This window comes from Streptomyces sp. NPDC048349 (assembly GCF_040651925.1).
GTDB lineage: Bacteria > Actinomycetota > Actinomycetes > Streptomycetales > Streptomycetaceae > Streptomyces.
Map to the genome: position 1 here is coordinate 40,910 of NZ_JBEZLA010000052.1, position 15,786 is coordinate 56,695.

Annotated in this window: 15 protein-coding genes and 1 tRNA gene; 11 read left to right on the top strand and 5 right to left on the bottom strand. The window is 72.8% G+C overall.

Annotated elements, in window-relative coordinates; translation table 11 throughout:
• Positions 1 to 177: 177 nt before the first annotated feature.
• Positions 178 to 1,617 carry an amino acid permease gene (locus AB0D44_RS25465; protein WP_362595031.1) on the top strand — a complete coding sequence of 480 codons (1,440 nt, stop codon included), beginning with the start codon at positions 178 to 180 and terminating at the stop codon, positions 1,615 to 1,617.
• 122 nt (positions 1,618 to 1,739) lie between these two features.
• Here the strand turns inward: AB0D44_RS25465 and AB0D44_RS25470 are convergent.
• Positions 1,740 to 1,824 (bottom strand) — tRNA-Leu (locus AB0D44_RS25470).
• 168 nt (positions 1,825 to 1,992) lie between these two features.
• On the opposite strand from AB0D44_RS25470, the gene AB0D44_RS25475 reads away from it, so the two are divergent.
• The 3 genes from AB0D44_RS25475 (at position 1,993) to AB0D44_RS25485 (ending at position 4,587) form a co-directional block, all read left to right on the top strand.
• Positions 1,993 to 3,318 carry a M20/M25/M40 family metallo-hydrolase gene (locus tag AB0D44_RS25475; protein ID WP_362595033.1) on the top strand — a complete coding sequence of 442 codons (1,326 nt, stop codon included), beginning with the start codon at positions 1,993 to 1,995 and terminating at the stop codon, positions 3,316 to 3,318.
• A gap of 146 nt (positions 3,319 to 3,464) precedes the next feature.
• Positions 3,465 to 3,698, top strand: coding sequence for a chaplin ChpH (gene chpH, locus AB0D44_RS25480; RefSeq protein ID WP_069919593.1), 234 nt, complete (start codon positions 3,465 to 3,467; stop codon positions 3,696 to 3,698).
• A 130-nt stretch (positions 3,699 to 3,828) separates the two neighbouring features.
• A complete protein-coding gene (locus tag AB0D44_RS25485; RefSeq protein WP_362595035.1) occupies positions 3,829 to 4,587 on the top strand; it encodes a chaplin in 759 nt (252 codons plus the stop codon).
• A 39-nt stretch (positions 4,588 to 4,626) separates the two neighbouring features.
• Here AB0D44_RS25485 and AB0D44_RS25490 read toward each other — a convergent pair whose 3' ends face one another.
• Positions 4,627 to 4,815, bottom strand: coding sequence for a DUF5703 family protein (locus AB0D44_RS25490; RefSeq protein WP_031146791.1), 189 nt, complete (start codon positions 4,813 to 4,815; stop codon positions 4,627 to 4,629).
• A 47-nt stretch (positions 4,816 to 4,862) separates the two neighbouring features.
• On the opposite strand from AB0D44_RS25490, the gene AB0D44_RS25495 reads away from it, so the two are divergent.
• Entirely contained in the window at positions 4,863 to 5,537 is a 675-nt protein-coding gene (locus AB0D44_RS25495) for a hypothetical protein (RefSeq protein WP_362595037.1), read from the top strand.
• A 65-nt stretch (positions 5,538 to 5,602) separates the two neighbouring features.
• Here the strand turns inward: AB0D44_RS25495 and AB0D44_RS25500 are convergent, their stop codons facing one another.
• Entirely contained in the window at positions 5,603 to 7,924 is a 2,322-nt protein-coding gene (locus AB0D44_RS25500; RefSeq protein ID WP_362595039.1) for an ATP-binding domain-containing protein, read from the bottom strand.
• Positions 7,921 to 8,904 carry an aldo/keto reductase gene (locus tag AB0D44_RS25505; protein ID WP_362595041.1) on the bottom strand — a complete coding sequence of 328 codons (984 nt, stop codon included), beginning with the start codon at positions 8,902 to 8,904 and terminating at the stop codon, positions 7,921 to 7,923. The genes AB0D44_RS25500 and AB0D44_RS25505 overlap by 4 nt, the downstream gene beginning before the upstream one ends.
• 101 nt (positions 8,905 to 9,005) lie before the next feature.
• Here AB0D44_RS25505 and AB0D44_RS25510 point away from each other — a divergent pair, with 101 nt between their 5' ends.
• Together AB0D44_RS25510 and AB0D44_RS25515 are read left to right on the top strand one after the other, a co-directional pair.
• Positions 9,006 to 10,055, top strand: coding sequence for an LLM class F420-dependent oxidoreductase (locus AB0D44_RS25510; RefSeq protein WP_362595043.1), 1,050 nt, complete (start codon positions 9,006 to 9,008; stop codon positions 10,053 to 10,055).
• A 193-nt stretch (positions 10,056 to 10,248) separates the two neighbouring features.
• Positions 10,249 to 11,037 carry a ferritin-like domain-containing protein gene (locus AB0D44_RS25515; protein WP_362595045.1) on the top strand — a complete coding sequence of 263 codons (789 nt, stop codon included), beginning with the start codon at positions 10,249 to 10,251 and terminating at the stop codon, positions 11,035 to 11,037.
• A gap of 69 nt (positions 11,038 to 11,106) precedes the next feature.
• On the opposite strand, the gene AB0D44_RS25520 is transcribed toward AB0D44_RS25515, so the two are convergent.
• Positions 11,107 to 12,099 (bottom strand): magnesium and cobalt transport protein CorA, encoded by a 993-nt coding sequence (locus AB0D44_RS25520; protein WP_362595059.1) that lies wholly within the window; start codon positions 12,097 to 12,099, stop codon positions 11,107 to 11,109.
• 54 nt (positions 12,100 to 12,153) lie between these two features.
• Here AB0D44_RS25520 and AB0D44_RS25525 point away from each other — a divergent pair, with 54 nt between their 5' ends.
• The 4 genes from AB0D44_RS25525 (at position 12,154) to mshC (ending at position 15,671) form a co-directional block, all read left to right on the top strand.
• Entirely contained in the window at positions 12,154 to 12,858 is a 705-nt protein-coding gene (locus AB0D44_RS25525) for a histidine phosphatase family protein (RefSeq protein WP_362595047.1), read from the top strand.
• Positions 12,859 to 12,925: 67 nt separating this feature from the next.
• On the top strand, positions 12,926 to 13,516 hold the full coding sequence (locus AB0D44_RS25530) for a DUF3090 domain-containing protein (RefSeq protein WP_362595049.1): 591 nt from the start codon (positions 12,926 to 12,928) through the stop codon (positions 13,514 to 13,516).
• A gap of 5 nt (positions 13,517 to 13,521) precedes the next feature.
• On the top strand, positions 13,522 to 14,331 hold the full coding sequence (locus AB0D44_RS25535; RefSeq protein ID WP_362595051.1) for an SCO1664 family protein: 810 nt from the start codon (positions 13,522 to 13,524) through the stop codon (positions 14,329 to 14,331).
• A 110-nt stretch (positions 14,332 to 14,441) separates the two neighbouring features.
• The gene (gene mshC, locus AB0D44_RS25540; RefSeq protein ID WP_362595053.1) at positions 14,442 to 15,671 is read left to right on the top strand and encodes a cysteine--1-D-myo-inosityl 2-amino-2-deoxy-alpha-D-glucopyranoside ligase; all 1,230 of its coding nucleotides are present in this window, start codon (positions 14,442 to 14,444) and stop codon (positions 15,669 to 15,671) included.
• The last annotated feature ends 115 nt before the right edge of the window (positions 15,672 to 15,786 follow it).

Genomic DNA, 15,786 nt, shown 5'->3' on the forward strand with positions numbered 1-15,786 from the left:
CCCTTTCCAAGGTCGTCGGGGGCTTCGATGCGCTGGGCTGATTTTGGCGGCGGACGGACCCCCATGGTCTCCTGGGGCGATCAAAACGACCGAACCACTGCACAGGGGACACCACCCAGCTCCCCTGCGCGGCGGTCCGGGCATGCCTGTCCGACCCCCACGAAGGCGAAGTCATCCATGAGTGACAGCACCTTGACCGAGGCCCCCGCCCCGGCGTCTTCCCGCCACGTCGACGCCGGCGACGAGGGCTACAGCAAGGACCTCAAGTCCCGGCACATCAACATGATCGCCATCGGCGGGGCGATAGGCACCGGCCTGTTCCTCGGCGCCGGCGGCCGCCTCGCCGGAGCCGGGCCCTCCCTGGCGATCGCCTACGCGGTCTGCGGCGTCTTCGCCTTCTTCGTCGTCCGGGCCCTCGGCGAGCTCGTGCTCTACCGCCCCTCCTCCGGCGCCTTCGTCTCGTACGCGCGCGAGTTCATGGGCGAGAAGGGCGCCTACACGGCGGGCTGGCTCTACTTCCTCAACTGGTCCACGACCACGGTGGCCGACATCACCGCCGCGGCGACATACGCCCACTTCTGGTCGCTGTTCACCGACGTCCCCCAGTGGGTCCTGGCCTTCATCGCCCTCGCCGTCGTCCTCACCGCGAACCTGATCTCGGTGAAGTACTTCGGCGAGATGGAGTTCTGGTTCTCCCTGGTCAAGGTCGCCGCCCTGGTCATCTTCCTGATCGTCGGCATCTGGCTCGTGGCCACCAGCCACGAGATCGGCGGCCACACCCCGGGCCTGGCCACCATCACCGACAACGGCGGCATCTTCCCCTCCGGCGTCCTCCCGATGCTCCTGGTGATCCAGGGCGTGGTCTTCGCGTACGCCTCCGTCGAACTGTGCGGCGTCGCCGCCGGCGAGACCGAGAACCCCGAGAAGATCATGCCGAAGGCGATCAACTCGATCATGTGGCGCGTGGGCCTCTTCTACGTCGGCTCCGTGGTGCTGCTCGCCCTGCTGCTCCCGTACACGGCCTACTCGTCCGACCAGAGCCCCTTCGTGACCGTCTTCGACAAGCTCGGCGTCCCCGGCGCCGCGGGCGTCATGAACCTGGTCGTGCTGACCGCGGCCCTCTCCAGCCTGAATTCCGGCCTCTACTCCACCGGCCGCATCCTGCGCTCCATGGCCCTGTCCGGCTCCGCCCCCAAGTTCACCGGCCTCATGAACAAGGGCAAGGTCCCCTACGGCGGGGTCCTGTTCACCGCCGCCTTCGGCGTCGCGGGCGTCGGCCTGAACTACTTCATGGAGGAGGAGGCCTTCGAGATCGTCCTGAACTTCGCCTCGCTCGGCATCCTCGGCACCTGGGCGATGGTCATGATCTGTTCGCTGCACTTCTGGCGCCGCGCGAAGCAGGGCCGCGTCGAGCGTCCCGCCTACCGCCTGCCCTGGGCCCCGTACACCCAGCTGCTGACCCTGGCCTTCCTCCTCACGGTCCTGGTCCTGATGTGGTGCGACGGCGGTGTGGGCCGCACCACGGTCATGTTCGTCCCGGCCATCGCCGCCGCCCTGGTCGGCGGCTGGTTCCTGGTGCGCGGCCGCGTCGCACAACTCGCCGCGGCCCGCGACTGACCCTCCCGCGAAGCGGCGGGGCCCCCACCGGGGCCCCGCCACCGCCCCCCGCGCCCGTGCCGCGGGACGGGGGGCGGCGCGGACAACGAAAAGGACCCCGCCGAAGCGGGGTCCTTCTTTTGTGTCCGAGGGGGGACTTGAACCCCCACGCCCGATAAAGGGCACTAGCACCTCAAGCTAGCGCGTCTGCCATTCCGCCACCCGGACAAGGTGTCTGTCTCGCGTCCCTCGCGGGCCGTTCCGACGTGGAAAACATTACCAAACATTCCGGGGCCCTCGATCACACCCCCCCATGGCCAGGGAGTGCCCTTGGGGAGAACGGTTCCGAGCGGGAGGATGGGGGCAGTCCGGTACCGATCAGTGGGAGGAAGCAGCGTGAGCGAGTCGAGCGCGGGCAGGACCGTCTCCGGCGAGGACGAGGTCGTCGACCTCTGCCGGGACCTCATCCGGATCGACACCAGCAACTACGGGGACCACTCGGGCCCCGGCGAGCGCAAGGCGGCCGAGTGGGTGGCCGAGAAGCTCGCCGAGGTCGGCCTGGAGCCGCAGATCTTCGAATCGCACAAGGGGCGGGCCTCGACCGTGGCGCGCATCGAGGGGGAGGACCCCTCGCGGCCCGCGCTGCTGATCCACGGGCACACCGACGTGGTCCCGGCCAACGCGGCCGACTGGACCTTCGACCCCTTCGCGGGGGAGATCGCCGACGGCTGCGTGTGGGGCCGCGGCGCCGTCGACATGAAGGACATGGACGCGATGACGCTGGCCGTCGTACGCGATCGCATGCGCAGCGGCCGCAAGCCCCCGCGTGACATCGTGCTCGCCTTCCTCGCCGACGAGGAGGCCGGCGGCGTGTACGGGGCACGGCACCTCGTCGACAAGCACCCGGGCCTCTTCGAGGGCGTCACCGAGGCGATCGGCGAGGTCGGCGGCTTCTCCTTCACGGTGAACGAGAACCTGCGCCTCTACCTCGTGGAGACCGCCCAGAAGGGCATGCACTGGATGCGGCTCACGGTGGAGGGCACCGCGGGCCACGGCTCCATGACCAACAACGACAACGCGATCACGGAGCTGTGCGAGGCCGTGGGCCGGCTCGGGCGCCACCAGTGGCCGGTGCGCGTGACCAAGACCGTACGCAGCTTCCTGGACGAGCTCTCGGACGCCCTCGGGACCCCCCTGGACCCGGACAACATGGACGCCACGCTCGCCAAGCTCGGCGGCATCGCCAAGATGGTCGGCGCGACGCTGCGCAACTCCGCCGCCCCGACCATGCTCGGCGCCGGCTACAAGGTCAACGTCATTCCCGGCCAGGCCACGGCCCACGTCGACGGCCGCTTCCTGCCGGGCTACGAGGACGAGTTCTTCGCCGACCTCGACCGCATCCTCGGCCCCCGGGTCAAGCGGGAGGACGTGCACGGGGACAAGGCTCTGGAGACCGACTTCGACGGTCGGCTGGTCGACGCGATGCAGGGCGCCCTGAAGGCCGAGGACCCGATCGCGCGGGCCGTCCCGTACATGCTCTCGGGCGGTACGGACGCCAAGTCCTTCGACGACCTCGGCATCCGCTGCTTCGGCTTCGCGCCGCTGCAGCTGCCGCCGGAGCTGGACTTCGCCGGGATGTTCCACGGCGTCGACGAGCGGGTGCCGGTCGACGGACTGAAGTTCGGCGTCCGCGTCCTCGACCGATTCATCGACAACGCCTGAGGGGGACAACGCCCGAGAATCGCAGAAGTGTGCGCAGACCACTGGGAAGAGTGAATGCGCTCATACGCTCGTAGCCCTGGTGATCCCTCCTCGTTACAGGTGGTGCGGTCCGCGGCTGGGACCGCAATTGCCTACTAGGAGGAACAATGATCAAGAAGGTTGTCGCCGCTGCGGCTGCCACCGGTGGCCTGGTTCTCGCGGGTGCGGGTCTGGCTGTCGCCGACGCGGGCGCCCAGGGTGCGGCCATCGGCTCCCCCGGTGTGCTGTCCGGCAACGTCGTCCAGGTCCCGGTTCACATCCCCGTGAACGTCTGCGGCAACACGGTCAACGTGATCGGCCTGCTGAACCCGGCCTTCGGCAACACCTGCGTCAACGCCTGACGCGTCTGAAGTCTTCGGCCCCGGAGCGCATTCCAGCGCTCCGGGGCTACCGGGCTTTCCGGCCCGGATTCTCACGTTCGGTGCTCCAGGCAGGGGAGCCTGGACCTAAACATCATGGGGACGAGTACAGATGCGACGACCGGTACAGGCCACCAGGAAGACCCTGATCACCATGGCTGCCGCGGGAGGTGTCCTGGCGCTGGGCGGGGGGTACGCACATGCGGACTCCGGCGCCTCGGGGAAGGCCGCCAACTCTCCCGGACTGCTGTCCGGGAACAACGTGCAGGCACCCGTGGACGCGCCCGTGAACGCCTGCGGCATCACGGTCACGGTGGTGGGAGCCCTCAACCCGGCCTTCGGGAACCACTGCGCCAACGGTTCGGACCACGGCGGCAGGCCCGGCCGCCCGGACCGGCCCGACACGCCTGACACGCCTGACCACCCGGGCAACCCCGGCAATCCGGGTAACCCTGGCAACCATGGCAACCCGGGTAATCCTGACTACCCGGGCCACCCTGATCACCCGGGCCACCCTGAGCACCCTGACCACCCGGGCGGACCCGGGCACCCGGCGCCCCCCGGACACCCGGGGAACGGCGGCGACGAGCCGTGCGACGACCACCCCGAGACGCCGGGCCCGGGCAAGCCGGGCACGGAGAACCCCGGCAACGGCAAGCCCGAGCAGGAAAAGCCGGGCAACCCCGTCACGATCACCGGCACGCCCGTCACGCCGATCACGCACCCCGCTCCGGAGGCCGGTGTTCCGGGCTCGCCGCCCGTCCTCGCCGCCACCGGCTCCGGTGACGTCCTCGCGGCTGCGCTTCCGCTCGCCGGCGGTCTGCTGCTGGGCGGCGCCGTGCTCTACCGGCGCGCCCGCAACGCCGCCTGACGGTCCCTCACGACGCGGGCCCCATGCCCGGGGCCCGCGTCACCAGGTCGCGCGGACCTGGCGGATGATCCGGCGGCGCAGTCGCACGCGGCGGCTGCCGTCCCGGTGCAGGGTCAGGCGGTCGAGTTCCCAGTTCCCGTACTCGGCATGATCGGTCAGCAGGCGGGTCGCCTCCTTGCGGGGAACCCCGCGGGGCACGTACACGTCGACAAATTCGTATTCCGGCATCGCATCTATTGTGCGGGCAGAGCCCTGCTACGGATAGCGTCTCCTCTATGTCTGATGCCGCTCTGCCCACTGTTGCCGAGGTACGCGCCGCCGCCGAGGCGGTCAAGGAAGCGCTCGACCGGCACCTCGCCGCGGTCGAGCGCCGGACCGGGGACGAGGACCCCGCCGTCTACGCCGCGTTCAACGAACTCGCCGCCGCTGCCGAGGAGTACGACGAACTGCTCTACGACCGCTACGACGAGGTCACCCCCTTCGAGATCCCCACCCCCGAGGACGGCGTCCCGTACACCGGTCCCGCCGAGCCCGCCGCCTTCAGCGTGCTCATCCGCCGCGACTACGCCGTGGTCGAGCCGCAGCGGCTGATCGCCCAGGCCGAGCGGGTCGCCGCGCACGACCGGGAGGCCGAACGCGTCCACGACGGCGGCACCGCGGGGGCGCTGGGCGTCCTGTTCGGGGAGTACGAGCCCGACGAGATCGCCTCCCGCTACAAGGACTTCGGGCTGGAGGAGGGCGACTCCACGCTGTGGATCGCGGCCTCGGAGGACATGGCGGAGCCGGGGGACTGGCTCAACTCGCCCTTCGGGCACACCGATCCGGAGGACGTCATGCACCGGTTCGACGTCAGCTCCGTCTTCGACGAGGAGACCGACGAGTTCGGCGAGGACGCCGACGCGGACGAGGTCGCGGACGAGACCGCACGGCCGGGGCTGACCCCGGCCTGAGCGGCGCCCGGGCCGCGCTCGAGCCGGAACGGAAGCGGCCCCCGCACCGCGGGGGCCGCTTCCGTCTACTCCGGCTGTCCGTCGGCCGCCGTCAGGGCGGTCAGCAGCCCGGTCAGCCGGGTCGTACGCGGCTTCGGCAGCACCTCGGCGACCGCGTGTGGCAGGGCCTGGTCCACGCCGTGCACCACGGACAGGTGCCGCTCCGCCCGCCCGAACGCCGTATACACCCAGTCCCGGGAAAGGGCCTGCGCCGCGTCCCCCGGCAGGACGACGACCACCGCCGGCCAGCGCGCGCCCACCGCCTGGTGCGCGGTCACCGCCCACCCGTGCCGGACCTGGGCCTCCACCAGCTCCTTCGGTACGACGACCGGCGCGCCCGCGCGCTCCAGGTGCAGCCCCTGCGCGTCGGCCGACACCACCCGGGCCGGCAGGGCCCGCCCGGGGGAGGGCACGTGGACCACCCGGTCGCCGGGATCGAAGCCGCCGAACCGGCCCGGGCCGGGATTCAGCCGCTCCTTGAGGGCCGCGTTCAGCGCACGGGTGCCCGCCGAGCCGCCGTGGCCCGGGGTGATCACCTGCACGCTGTCCGCCGGGATCCCGAAGGCCCGCGGTACCGACTCGGCCACCAGCTGTACGGCCCGGTGCACGGCCTCCCCGGCGTCGCGCACCGGGACGATGACGACCTCCTTGCCGGGTGCGTCGACCTGGTTCAGCTCGCCGATGCCGACCCCGGAGACCAGCTCGCCGAGGGGGCCGGGGTCCGGGACGCGGGAGACCACCTGGGGGCAGGTACGGGCGGCCAGCAGATCGGCGAACACCCGCCCGGCCCCGGCGGAACCGAGCACCGAGGGGTCCCCGGAGAGCACCAGGCGGGCTCCGTCGGGGACGGACTCCACCAGTGCGGCCGCGGTCTCCACGTCCAGCTGCGGTGCGTCCAGCACCACCAGCAGGTCCAGCGCGAACTGCCCGTCGGCGTCCCGCCCCGGGCCCTCCGCCCCGGCCAGCAGCCCGGCGACGGTGACCCCCTCGGCCGGGGGGACGTGCGCGGCCAGGCAGGTGCGCAGGCCGAGTCCGCGGGCGGCGGCCAGCAGGGCGAGCGGTTCCGCGCGGGAGGCCTCACCGCCGGTGTGGGTGACCAGACCGTGGCCCGCGACGGCGCGGATCAGCTCCGCGCCGGGGCCGGCGGCGGCCTTGTCCCAGTCCGCCGGGGCGTCGAAGGTGCTGGCGATCCGGGCCAGTCCGTCGGCCAGGCTCTCCTCGGCCATCGCCGCGCCTTCCAGGCCCACCAGCACCCGTACCGGCTGCTCGGCGTCCTGCGCGTCCTGTGCGACCGGCGGCCCGAGCGGCTCGTGGAAGACCAGGACCGAGCCCTCGGCGATGGCCGCCTCGAGGGCCGCGTCGGGATCCGGCACGCCGTACTGCGCCAGCGCCGACCGCAGGACCGGGGCCTCCAGCGCGGTGTGGCCCTTGAGCCCGGCCTGGACCAGCAGCCAGCCGACCAGGGCGGCGGTGCGGCGCTCGTCGCCGGGCCCGGCCTCGGGGCCGAGCAGGGCGCGGGCGAAGCCGTCCGCCTGCGTCGGGCGCACGGCCGGTACCGCCAGCAGCAGCCAGGGGTTCTCCGCGAGCCGGTCGGCGGCGCCGTCGCCGAGCGCCGCTGCGGCCGGGGCGGCCAGGGCCTCGGGGGCGCCGCCCCGGGCCAGGACGGCCCGTACGCCGTCGACGGTGTCCGCGGCCGGGGCGGCGGCCGGAGCCTGCGTCGTCCTGCGCGGCGGCGGCGCAGGAGCGGGGGCGGCCTTGCGCGGCGCGGCCGGGGCCTCGTCGAAGTACGCGGACGGGGGCTTGGTCCCGCTCTCCACGGCCCGTACGGCGGCCAGCAGGTCGGCGGCCTTGCCGCTGAGCTTGGCGCCGGCCTCGACCGGTCCTTCCCGCTCGGCCTTCCGGCGGGCGATCCGCTCCCGTTCGATCTTCTGCGCGGCCAGCTCGGCCTGGGCCTCGCTCAGCCCGGGTGCGACCGCCGCTTCGCCGCCGGCGGGCCCGGCAGCGCCGGCGGCCCCCGCCCCGGTTTCCCCGTCCGCTGCCTCCCCGTCCGGCGCTTCCTCGTCCAACGCTTCCTCGTCCCGGGCTTCGCCGTCCCGGGCTTCGCCGTCCGGGACCTCGCCGTCCGGGACCTCGACATCCCCGGCTTCGCCGTGTGCCGCGGCCTGCGGCTCCGGACCCGGCGCGGTCCCGGCCGGGGCGGCGGCGCCCGTGGCGTCGGGCTCCGCGGGGTACGGGGCGTCCCCGTCGGCGGGTGCCTGCCCGGCCGGGTCCTCCACGGCAGCGGGCCGGACGGCCGTCGCCTCCGTTTCCTCCGCGGCAGCGGGTTCGGCCGAGCGGTCGGTGCTCACAGCGTGCTCCAGTCCTGATCGGGGTAGCGGTGCACGGGAGCCGACACATCGTCCAGCGCCCGGCAGATCTCCTCGGGAAGACTAAGGGCCTCCACTGACAGGGCCTCCGCGAGCTGCGCCGACGTCCGCGCGCCGACGATGGGCGCGACCACCCCGGGCCGGTCGCGGATCCACGCCAGGGCCACCTGGAGGGGGGTCACCGCCAGCCCCTGGGCCGCCGTCACCACCGCGTCCACGATCCGGCCCGCGGCCTCGTCCAGGTACGGGTCCACCAGGGCGGCCAGCGACTCCGAGGCGCCCCGCGAGTCCGCCGGGGTACCGGCCCGGTACTTGGCCGTCAGGACCCCGCGTCCCAGCGGGGACGAGGGCAGGAGGCCGACGCCCAGGTCCAGGGCGGCCGGCAGCACCTCGCGTTCGACGCCCCGCTGGAGCAGCGAGTACTCCATCTGGGTCGAGGCCAGCCGCGTCCTCACCCCCGGCGCCGCGAGCTGCCAGGTCGCCGCCTTCGCCAACTGCCAGCCGCAGAAGCCGGCCACGCCGGCGTACCGGGCGCGCCCGCTGCTCACGGCCAGGTCCAGTGCCTGCAGGGTCTCCTCCAGCGGGGTCACCGGATCGAAGGCGTGCAGCTGCCAGAGATCGACGTGATCGGTGCCCAGCCGCTCCAGGGAGGCGTCCAGCGCGGCCAGCAGGTGCCCGCGCGAGCCGTCGAACCGCCGGTCCGGGTCGGGCACGCTGCCCGCCTTGGTCGCGATCACCAGGTCCCGGCGCGGGACGAGCCCGGCCAGCAGCCGGCCGAGGAGGTACTCGGCCTCGCCGCCCCCGTACACGTCGGCCGTGTCGACGAGGGTGCCGCCCGCCTCCCAGAACGTCTTCACCTGCTCGGCGGCGGCTTCCTCGCCGGTGTCGCGGCCCCAGGTGAGGGTGCCGAGGCCGATCCGGGATACGCGCAGTCCGGTGCGGCCGAGATGCCTCTGCTCCATGAGCGCTGAGACTACTGGGGCACTGCCGCAAGGGCTCCGGGCGCGCTAGAGTCCCGGCACACGCACGTTACTGATCGGTACATTCGGTAAGGGGACGACACATGCGGCTCGGCATCAATCTCGGCTACTGGGGTGCGGGCATGGACGCCGACAACCTCGCCGTCGCACAGGAGGCCGACCGCCTCGGCTACGACGTCTGCTGGGCGGCCGAGGCCTACGGCTCCGATGCCCCGACCGTGCTCGCCTGGGTCGCCGCCCAGACCGAGCGGATCGACGTCGGTTCGGCGATCCTCCAGATCCCGGCCCGTCAGCCCGCCATGACGGCCATGACCGCCGCCACCCTGGACTCCCTCACCAAGGGCCGCTTCCGGCTCGGCCTCGGCGTCTCCGGCCCGCAGGTCTCCGAGGGCTGGTACGGCGTCACGTTCGACAAGCCGCTCGCACGCACCCGGGAGTACGTGGAGATCGTCCGCAAGGCGATGAGCCGTGAGCGGCTCTCGTACGAGGGCGAGCACTGGACCCTGCCGCTCCCGGGAGGCCCGGGCAAGCCGCTCAAGCTGACGGTGCACCCCGAGCGCGAGCACATCCCCCTCTACATCGCCGCGATCGGCCCCAAGAACCTCGAGCAGACCGGCGAGATCGCCGACGGCGCCCTGCTGATCTTCCCGGCCGCCGAGCACCTCGAGGCCACTGCCCTCACCCACATCCGGGCGGGCCGCGAGAAGGCCGGGCTGACCATGGACGGCTTCGACGTCTGCCCGACCGTGCCGCTGGCCCTCGGAGAGGACGTGACCGCGCTCGCCGACATGTTCCGCCCGTACACCGCCCTCTACGTGGGCGGCATGGGCAGCCGCAAGCAGAACTTCTACAACCAGCTCGCCCAGCGCATGGGGTACGAGAAGGAAGCCGCCGAGATCCAGGAGAAGTACCTGGGCGGTGACAAGACCGGCGCGGCCCAGGCCGTCCCGCACTCCCTGATCGACTCGACCACCCTGCTGGGCCCGGTCGAGCGGATCGCGGACGGGATGCGGGCCTACGCGGAGGCCGGGGTCACGACCCTCACGCTGGCCCCGGCCGGCTTCACCCTGGACGAGCGGATCGCCGCCCTGCGGGCCGGCACCGAGGCCATGGAGCGTGCGGGCCTGGCCTGACCGGCGCGGCGGCGACGGGTCCTGCGGCCGTGGTGGGGGCTCGGGGGTCTTCCCCGCCACGGCCGACACAGGCAACAACGCGCGGGGCGCCCGCCGGGTTACGCGCCGGCGCCCATCCGCCGGTTTCGTTCATTCGGGCGAGCGCCGCGGTCCTTCGGTTGCCGCCCCCGGCGACCGGCGTTTGACTCGTTGCATGCTCTCTGCCCGCAGCCTGTTCCAGGAGATCGTCGACAACGACGACTCCTTCCAGCTGTTCTGCTCGATCGCCGCCAGCGGGGAGACCCAGGGCGGCTGGGAGAACGCCCGCATCGCAGCCCTGGTGCCGGACGGCATGCGCGACCTCGCACCCAAGATCACCCGGCACGGCGCGGACGAGGACAAGCACGGGCGGATCTTCCACGCCCTGCTCCGCAAGCGCGGCCTGCCGCCCGTCCCGGTGCCACCCGAGACCGACTACACGATGCTGCTGGAGCGGCGGGGCATCGGCCTCGCGCACGACAAGCTGCGCCGCGAGGAGCCGCTGACCGAGCGCGACATCGTCGTCTACCTCTCGCACAGCCGGGTCACCGAACAGCGGGCCGCCGACCAGATGGACATGCTGGTCCGGCACTTCGGCGACCACCCCGAGGTCGGCAGGGCCATCCGCATGATCAGCCACGACGAGGACAACCACCTCGCCTACTGCCACGAGGAGTTGCTGCGCCTGGCCCGTGAGGGACACGGCCGCACCATCCAGCGGGTGCTGCGCCAGAGCGCGCTCGCCGAGATCGGCATCTACCGGGACGTGAGCCTCGCCGTCATGGCGCACATGGGGCGGCTGCTGCGCTGGCCCCGGCCCAAGGCGGCCGCGCTCGCCGCCGGGATCCGCGGGATGTACGCGTACGAGCGGTTCAGCGGCTGGCACCGGATGGTGGAGCTGCGCCAGCCCGAGCGGCGCAACGCCCTGGGCGGGGCGCCGGTCACCTCGCCGGAGTTCGCGTAGAGCCGGACCCCGAGCCCCGCGCCCCTCGGGCCCCCGGGCCCCCCGCGCCCCTCGGGCCCCTCGGGCCGGCTAGAGCCAGCCCCGCCGCTTGAACATCCGGTGCAGGCCGAGGCAGGCCCCGGCCATCACCAGAACCACGCCCGGATACCCCAGCCCCCACCCCAGCTCGGGCATGTGGTCGAAGTTCATCCCGTAGATCCCCGCCACCATCGTGGGGACGGCCGCCATCGCCGCCCATGCCGAGATCTTGCGCATGTCGTCGTTCTGCCGCACGCCCATCTGCGCCAGGTGCGCGGCGAGCGCGTCCGACAGCAGCCGGTCCAGGCCCTCCACGTACTCGTTCGCCTTGGTCAGGTGGTCGGCCACGTCGCGGAAGAACGGCTGGGCGTGCTCGTGGACGAAGGGCACCCTCCCGAAGGCGAGCCGGTCCATGGGCTGGAGCAGCGGGCTCGTCGCCCGGCGGAACTCCAGCACCTGCCGTTTGAAGGCGTAGATGCGCGAGGCGGTGTTCTTGGTGTCCGAGGCGTTCGGGGCGAAGACGTCGGCCTCCAACTCCTCCAGGTCGGCCTGGAGCTCGGCCGCCACGTCGATGTAGTGGTCCACCACCGCGTCGGAGACCGCGTACAGCACGGCGGTGGGGCCGTGCTTCAGGACGTCCGGCTCGTGCTCCAGCCGCCGCCGTACGGCGGCCAGCGCGGCCCCCTCGCCGTGCCGGACCGTGACCACGAACGAGTCACCGATGAAGACCATCAGCTCGCCCGCCGTCACGATGTCCGTGTGGTCGTCGTAGAGCACCGGCTTGAGGACGACGAACAGCGAGTCGTCGTAGACCTCCAGCTTCGGGCGCTGGTGCGCGGTCAGGGCGTCCTCCACCGCCAGCGGGTGCAGGCCGAACTCGGTCCGCACGTGCTCGAATTCCTTCTCGGTCGGCTCGTACATGCCGACCCAGAGGAAGGCGTCCCCCGTGGCGCGCGCCTCGTCCAGGGCGTCCGAGAAGTCCGCGGGGCCCTCGGTGCGGCGGCCGTTCCGGTAAATCGCGCAGTCCACTATCACGCGCCGTATTCTCCCCCGCCCCCGCCCGGCCCGCACGCCACCGGCAGCGCTTAGGCTGGCGGCATGGCCACGCTGATCCTCGTACGACACGGGCGGTCCACCGCCAACACCGCTGGGCTGCTCGCCGGATGGACCCCGGGAGTGGCCCTCGACGAGCGCGGCGCCGAGCAGGCCGCCGCACTGCCCGGGAGACTGGCGGGCGTGCCGCTCGCCGCCGTCGTCACCAGCCCGCTGCAACGCTGCCGGGAGACCCTCGCCCCGCTGCTGGCCGCCCGCCCGGAGCTGGAACTGCACACCGACGAGCGGATCGGCGAGTGCCACTACGGCGACTGGTCGGGCCGCAAACTCTCCGAACTGGCCGACGAGCCCCTGATGAAGGTCGTCCAGCAGCATCCCTCGGCGGCCGCCTTCCCCGGCGGCGAGTCCCTGCGCACCATGCAGGCGCGCGCCGTGGACGCGGTACGGGACTGGAACGCGCGCGTCGAGCAGGAGCACGGCGCCGACGCCGTCTTCCTGATGTGCTCCCACGGCGACATCATCAAGTCCCTCGTCGCGGACGCCCTGGGCATGCACCTCGACCTCTTCCAGCGCATCCACGTCGACCCGTGCTCCGTGACCGCCGTCCGCTACACCCCGACCCGGCCGTTCGTGTTCCGGGTCGGTGACACCGGGGACCTGGGCGCGCTCGTGCCGCGCGCGACCACACCGGACAAAGCCGTGGAAGACGGCGGGAACGCCGTCGTGGGAGGCGGTGCGGGCGCGGTGTGATCGAACGGCGCAGTAGGGTGGACTGGCCCCGTAAATGAGCGCTGCCGCCGAGACTTGGAGACAGGACGTGCCCCGTCAGGTGTTCCTCTACGACCCGCCGGACCGCTTCGTGGCCGGCACGGTCGGTCTGCCGGGGCGCCGTACGTTCTTCCTGCAGGCCTCCGCCGGCCCACGCGTCACCAGCGTCTCCCTGGAGAAGACCCAGGTCGCGGCGCTGGCCGAGCGGATGGACGAGCTGCTGGACGAGGTCGTACGGCGCACGGGGGGCAACGCCCCGGTTCCGGCCGTCGCCCCCGCCGAGGCGGCCGACACCGCGCCGCTGGACGTCCCCGTCGACGAGGAGTTCCGCGTCGGCACCATGGCCCTGGCCTGGGACGGCGAGGAACAGCGCATGATCGTCGAGGCGCAGGCCCTGGTCGAACTCGACGCCGACTCGGACGAGGATCTCGCCGAGGCGGAGGAGCGGCTGCTCCAGGACGAGGAGAACGGCCCGCCCATGCTCCGGGTCCGCCTCACCGGCGCCCAGGCCCGGGCCTTCGCCAAGCGGGCCCTGGACGTGGTCAACGCGGGCCGGCCGCCGTGCCCGCTGTGCAGTCTGCCGCTGGACCCGGAGGGGCACGTCTGCCCCCGCCAGAACGGCTACCGGCGCCAGGTGTGACCGTCATGGGGGAGCGGGAGAAGTACGAGGAACTGCTCACCAAGGGTGAGCTGACCGTCGTCGGCCGGATCCGCGAGGCGTCCAACGCCGTGCTGCTGTGCAAGGTCGCGTACGGGGGCGAGAGCGCCGACTGCGTGTACAAGCCGGTGAAGGGCGAGCGCCCCCTGTGGGACTTCCCCGACGGGAACCTCGCCCAGCGCGAGGTCGCCTCCTACCTGGTCTCCGAAGCCACCGGCTGGGGCCTGGTGCCCACCACCGTGCTGCGCGACGGACCGTACGGCGAGGGCATGGTCCAGCGGTGGATCGAGATCCCCGGGGGCGAGGCCCCCGGCGCCGAGCTCCTCGCGCTGGTCGAGGGCGAGGAGGCGGGGGACGGCTGGAAGCCCGTCGCCTTCGCCGACGTGGGCGAGGGCCGCACCGCCCTGCTCGTGCACGCCGACGACCCCCGGCTGCGCCGCCTCGCCGTCCTCGACGCCGTGATCAACAACGGCGACCGCAAGGGCGGCCACCTGCTGCCCGCCCCCGACGGACGCCTCTACGGGATCGACCACGGCGTGACCTTCCACGCGGACGACAAACTGCGCACCCTCCTGTGGGGGTGGGCCGGGGAGCCGCTGACGGACGAGGCGCGCGCGGTACTGGCCGCACTGGCCGCCGAGCTGGCCGAGGGGGCCCCGCTCGCCACCCGCCTGGCGGAACTGATCACGGCCGTCGAGCTGGCCGCCGTACGGGAGCGGGTGGCGCAGCTGCTGCGCACCGGGACGCATCCCGAACCGTCCGGGCAGTGGCCGTCGATCCCGTGGCCGCCGGTCTGAACCGGCCACCGCGGACACGCACAGTTCCGGCCAGACCGCAAGGGTGCCGATCAAGACAACCATGCAGGTCCGGTTCGTTCCAGGAACATCCGTCCGGTTAGTCTCGAGACATGCATGCCTGGCCCGCTTCTGAGGTCCCCGCCCTTCCTGGCAAGGGCCGCGACCTCGAGATCCACGACTCCGCGACCCAGGGGACGATCACCCTCGCCCCCGGTCCCGTCGCCCGCATCTACGTCTGCGGCATCACCCCGTACGACGCGACCCACATCGGTCACGCGGCGACCTACAACGCGTTCGACCTCGTGCAGCGCGTGTGGCTCGACACCAAGCGGCAGGTCCACTACGTCCAGAACGTCACGGACGTGGACGATCCGCTCCTGGAGCGGGCGCTGCGCGACGGCCACGACTGGACGGAGCTCGCCGAACGCGAGACCGCCCTGTTCCGCGAGGACATGACCGCCCTGCGCATGCTGCCGCCGCAGCACTACATCGGCGCCGTCGAGGCCATACCCGGCATCGTGCCGCTGGTCGAGCGGCTGCGGGACGCGGGCGCGGCGTACGAGCTGGAGGGCGACGTCTACTTCTCGGTGGAGTCCGACCCGCACTTCGGGCAGGTCTCGAACCTCGACGCCGAGGCGATGCGGCTGCTCTCGGCCGAGCGGGGCGGAGACCCGGACCGCCCGGGCAAGAAGAACCCGCTGGACCCGATGCTGTGGATGGCCGCGCGTCCGGGCGAGCCGAGCTGGGACGGCGGCTCCCTCGGCCGCGGCCGGCCGGGCTGGCACATCGAATGCGTGGCGATCGCCCTGGACCACCTGGGCATGGGCTTCGACATCCAGGGCGGCGGGTCCGACCTGGCCTTCCCGCACCACGAGATGGGCGCCTCGCACGCACAGGCCCTGACGGGCGAGTTCCCGATGGCCAAGGCGTACGTCCACGCCGGCATGGTCGCCCTGAACGGCGAGAAGATGTCGAAGTCGAAGGGCAACCTCGTCTTCGTGTCCGCGCTGCGGCGGGCCGGGGTCGATCCGGCGGCCATCCGCCTGGCGCTGCTGTCGCACCACTACCGGGACGACTGGGAGTGGACCGACGAGGTCCTCGCCGAGGCCGTGGCCCGGCTGGAGCGGTGGCGTGCGGCGGTGTCCCGGCCGGACGGGCTTCCCGCGGACGCCCTGGTCGAGGAGGTCCGCGAGGCCCTCGCCCGCGACCTGGACGCGCCTGCCGCGTTGGCGGCCGTGGACCGCTGGGTCGAGCGGCAGCTCGTCTCCGACGAGGCGGACGAAGCGGCCCCGGGCCTGGTCTCCCGGACGGTGGACGCCCTCCTGGGCGTGGCCCTGTAGCCACCCGCGGACCGTGCACATCCGTGGGCAGGCCACCGTGGCCCTGACCCCGGGCGAGGTGCACTCCGTCCAGGTCGTGCCCGCCGACCCGCCGGCCGTACCGGAGGCCGTCGCG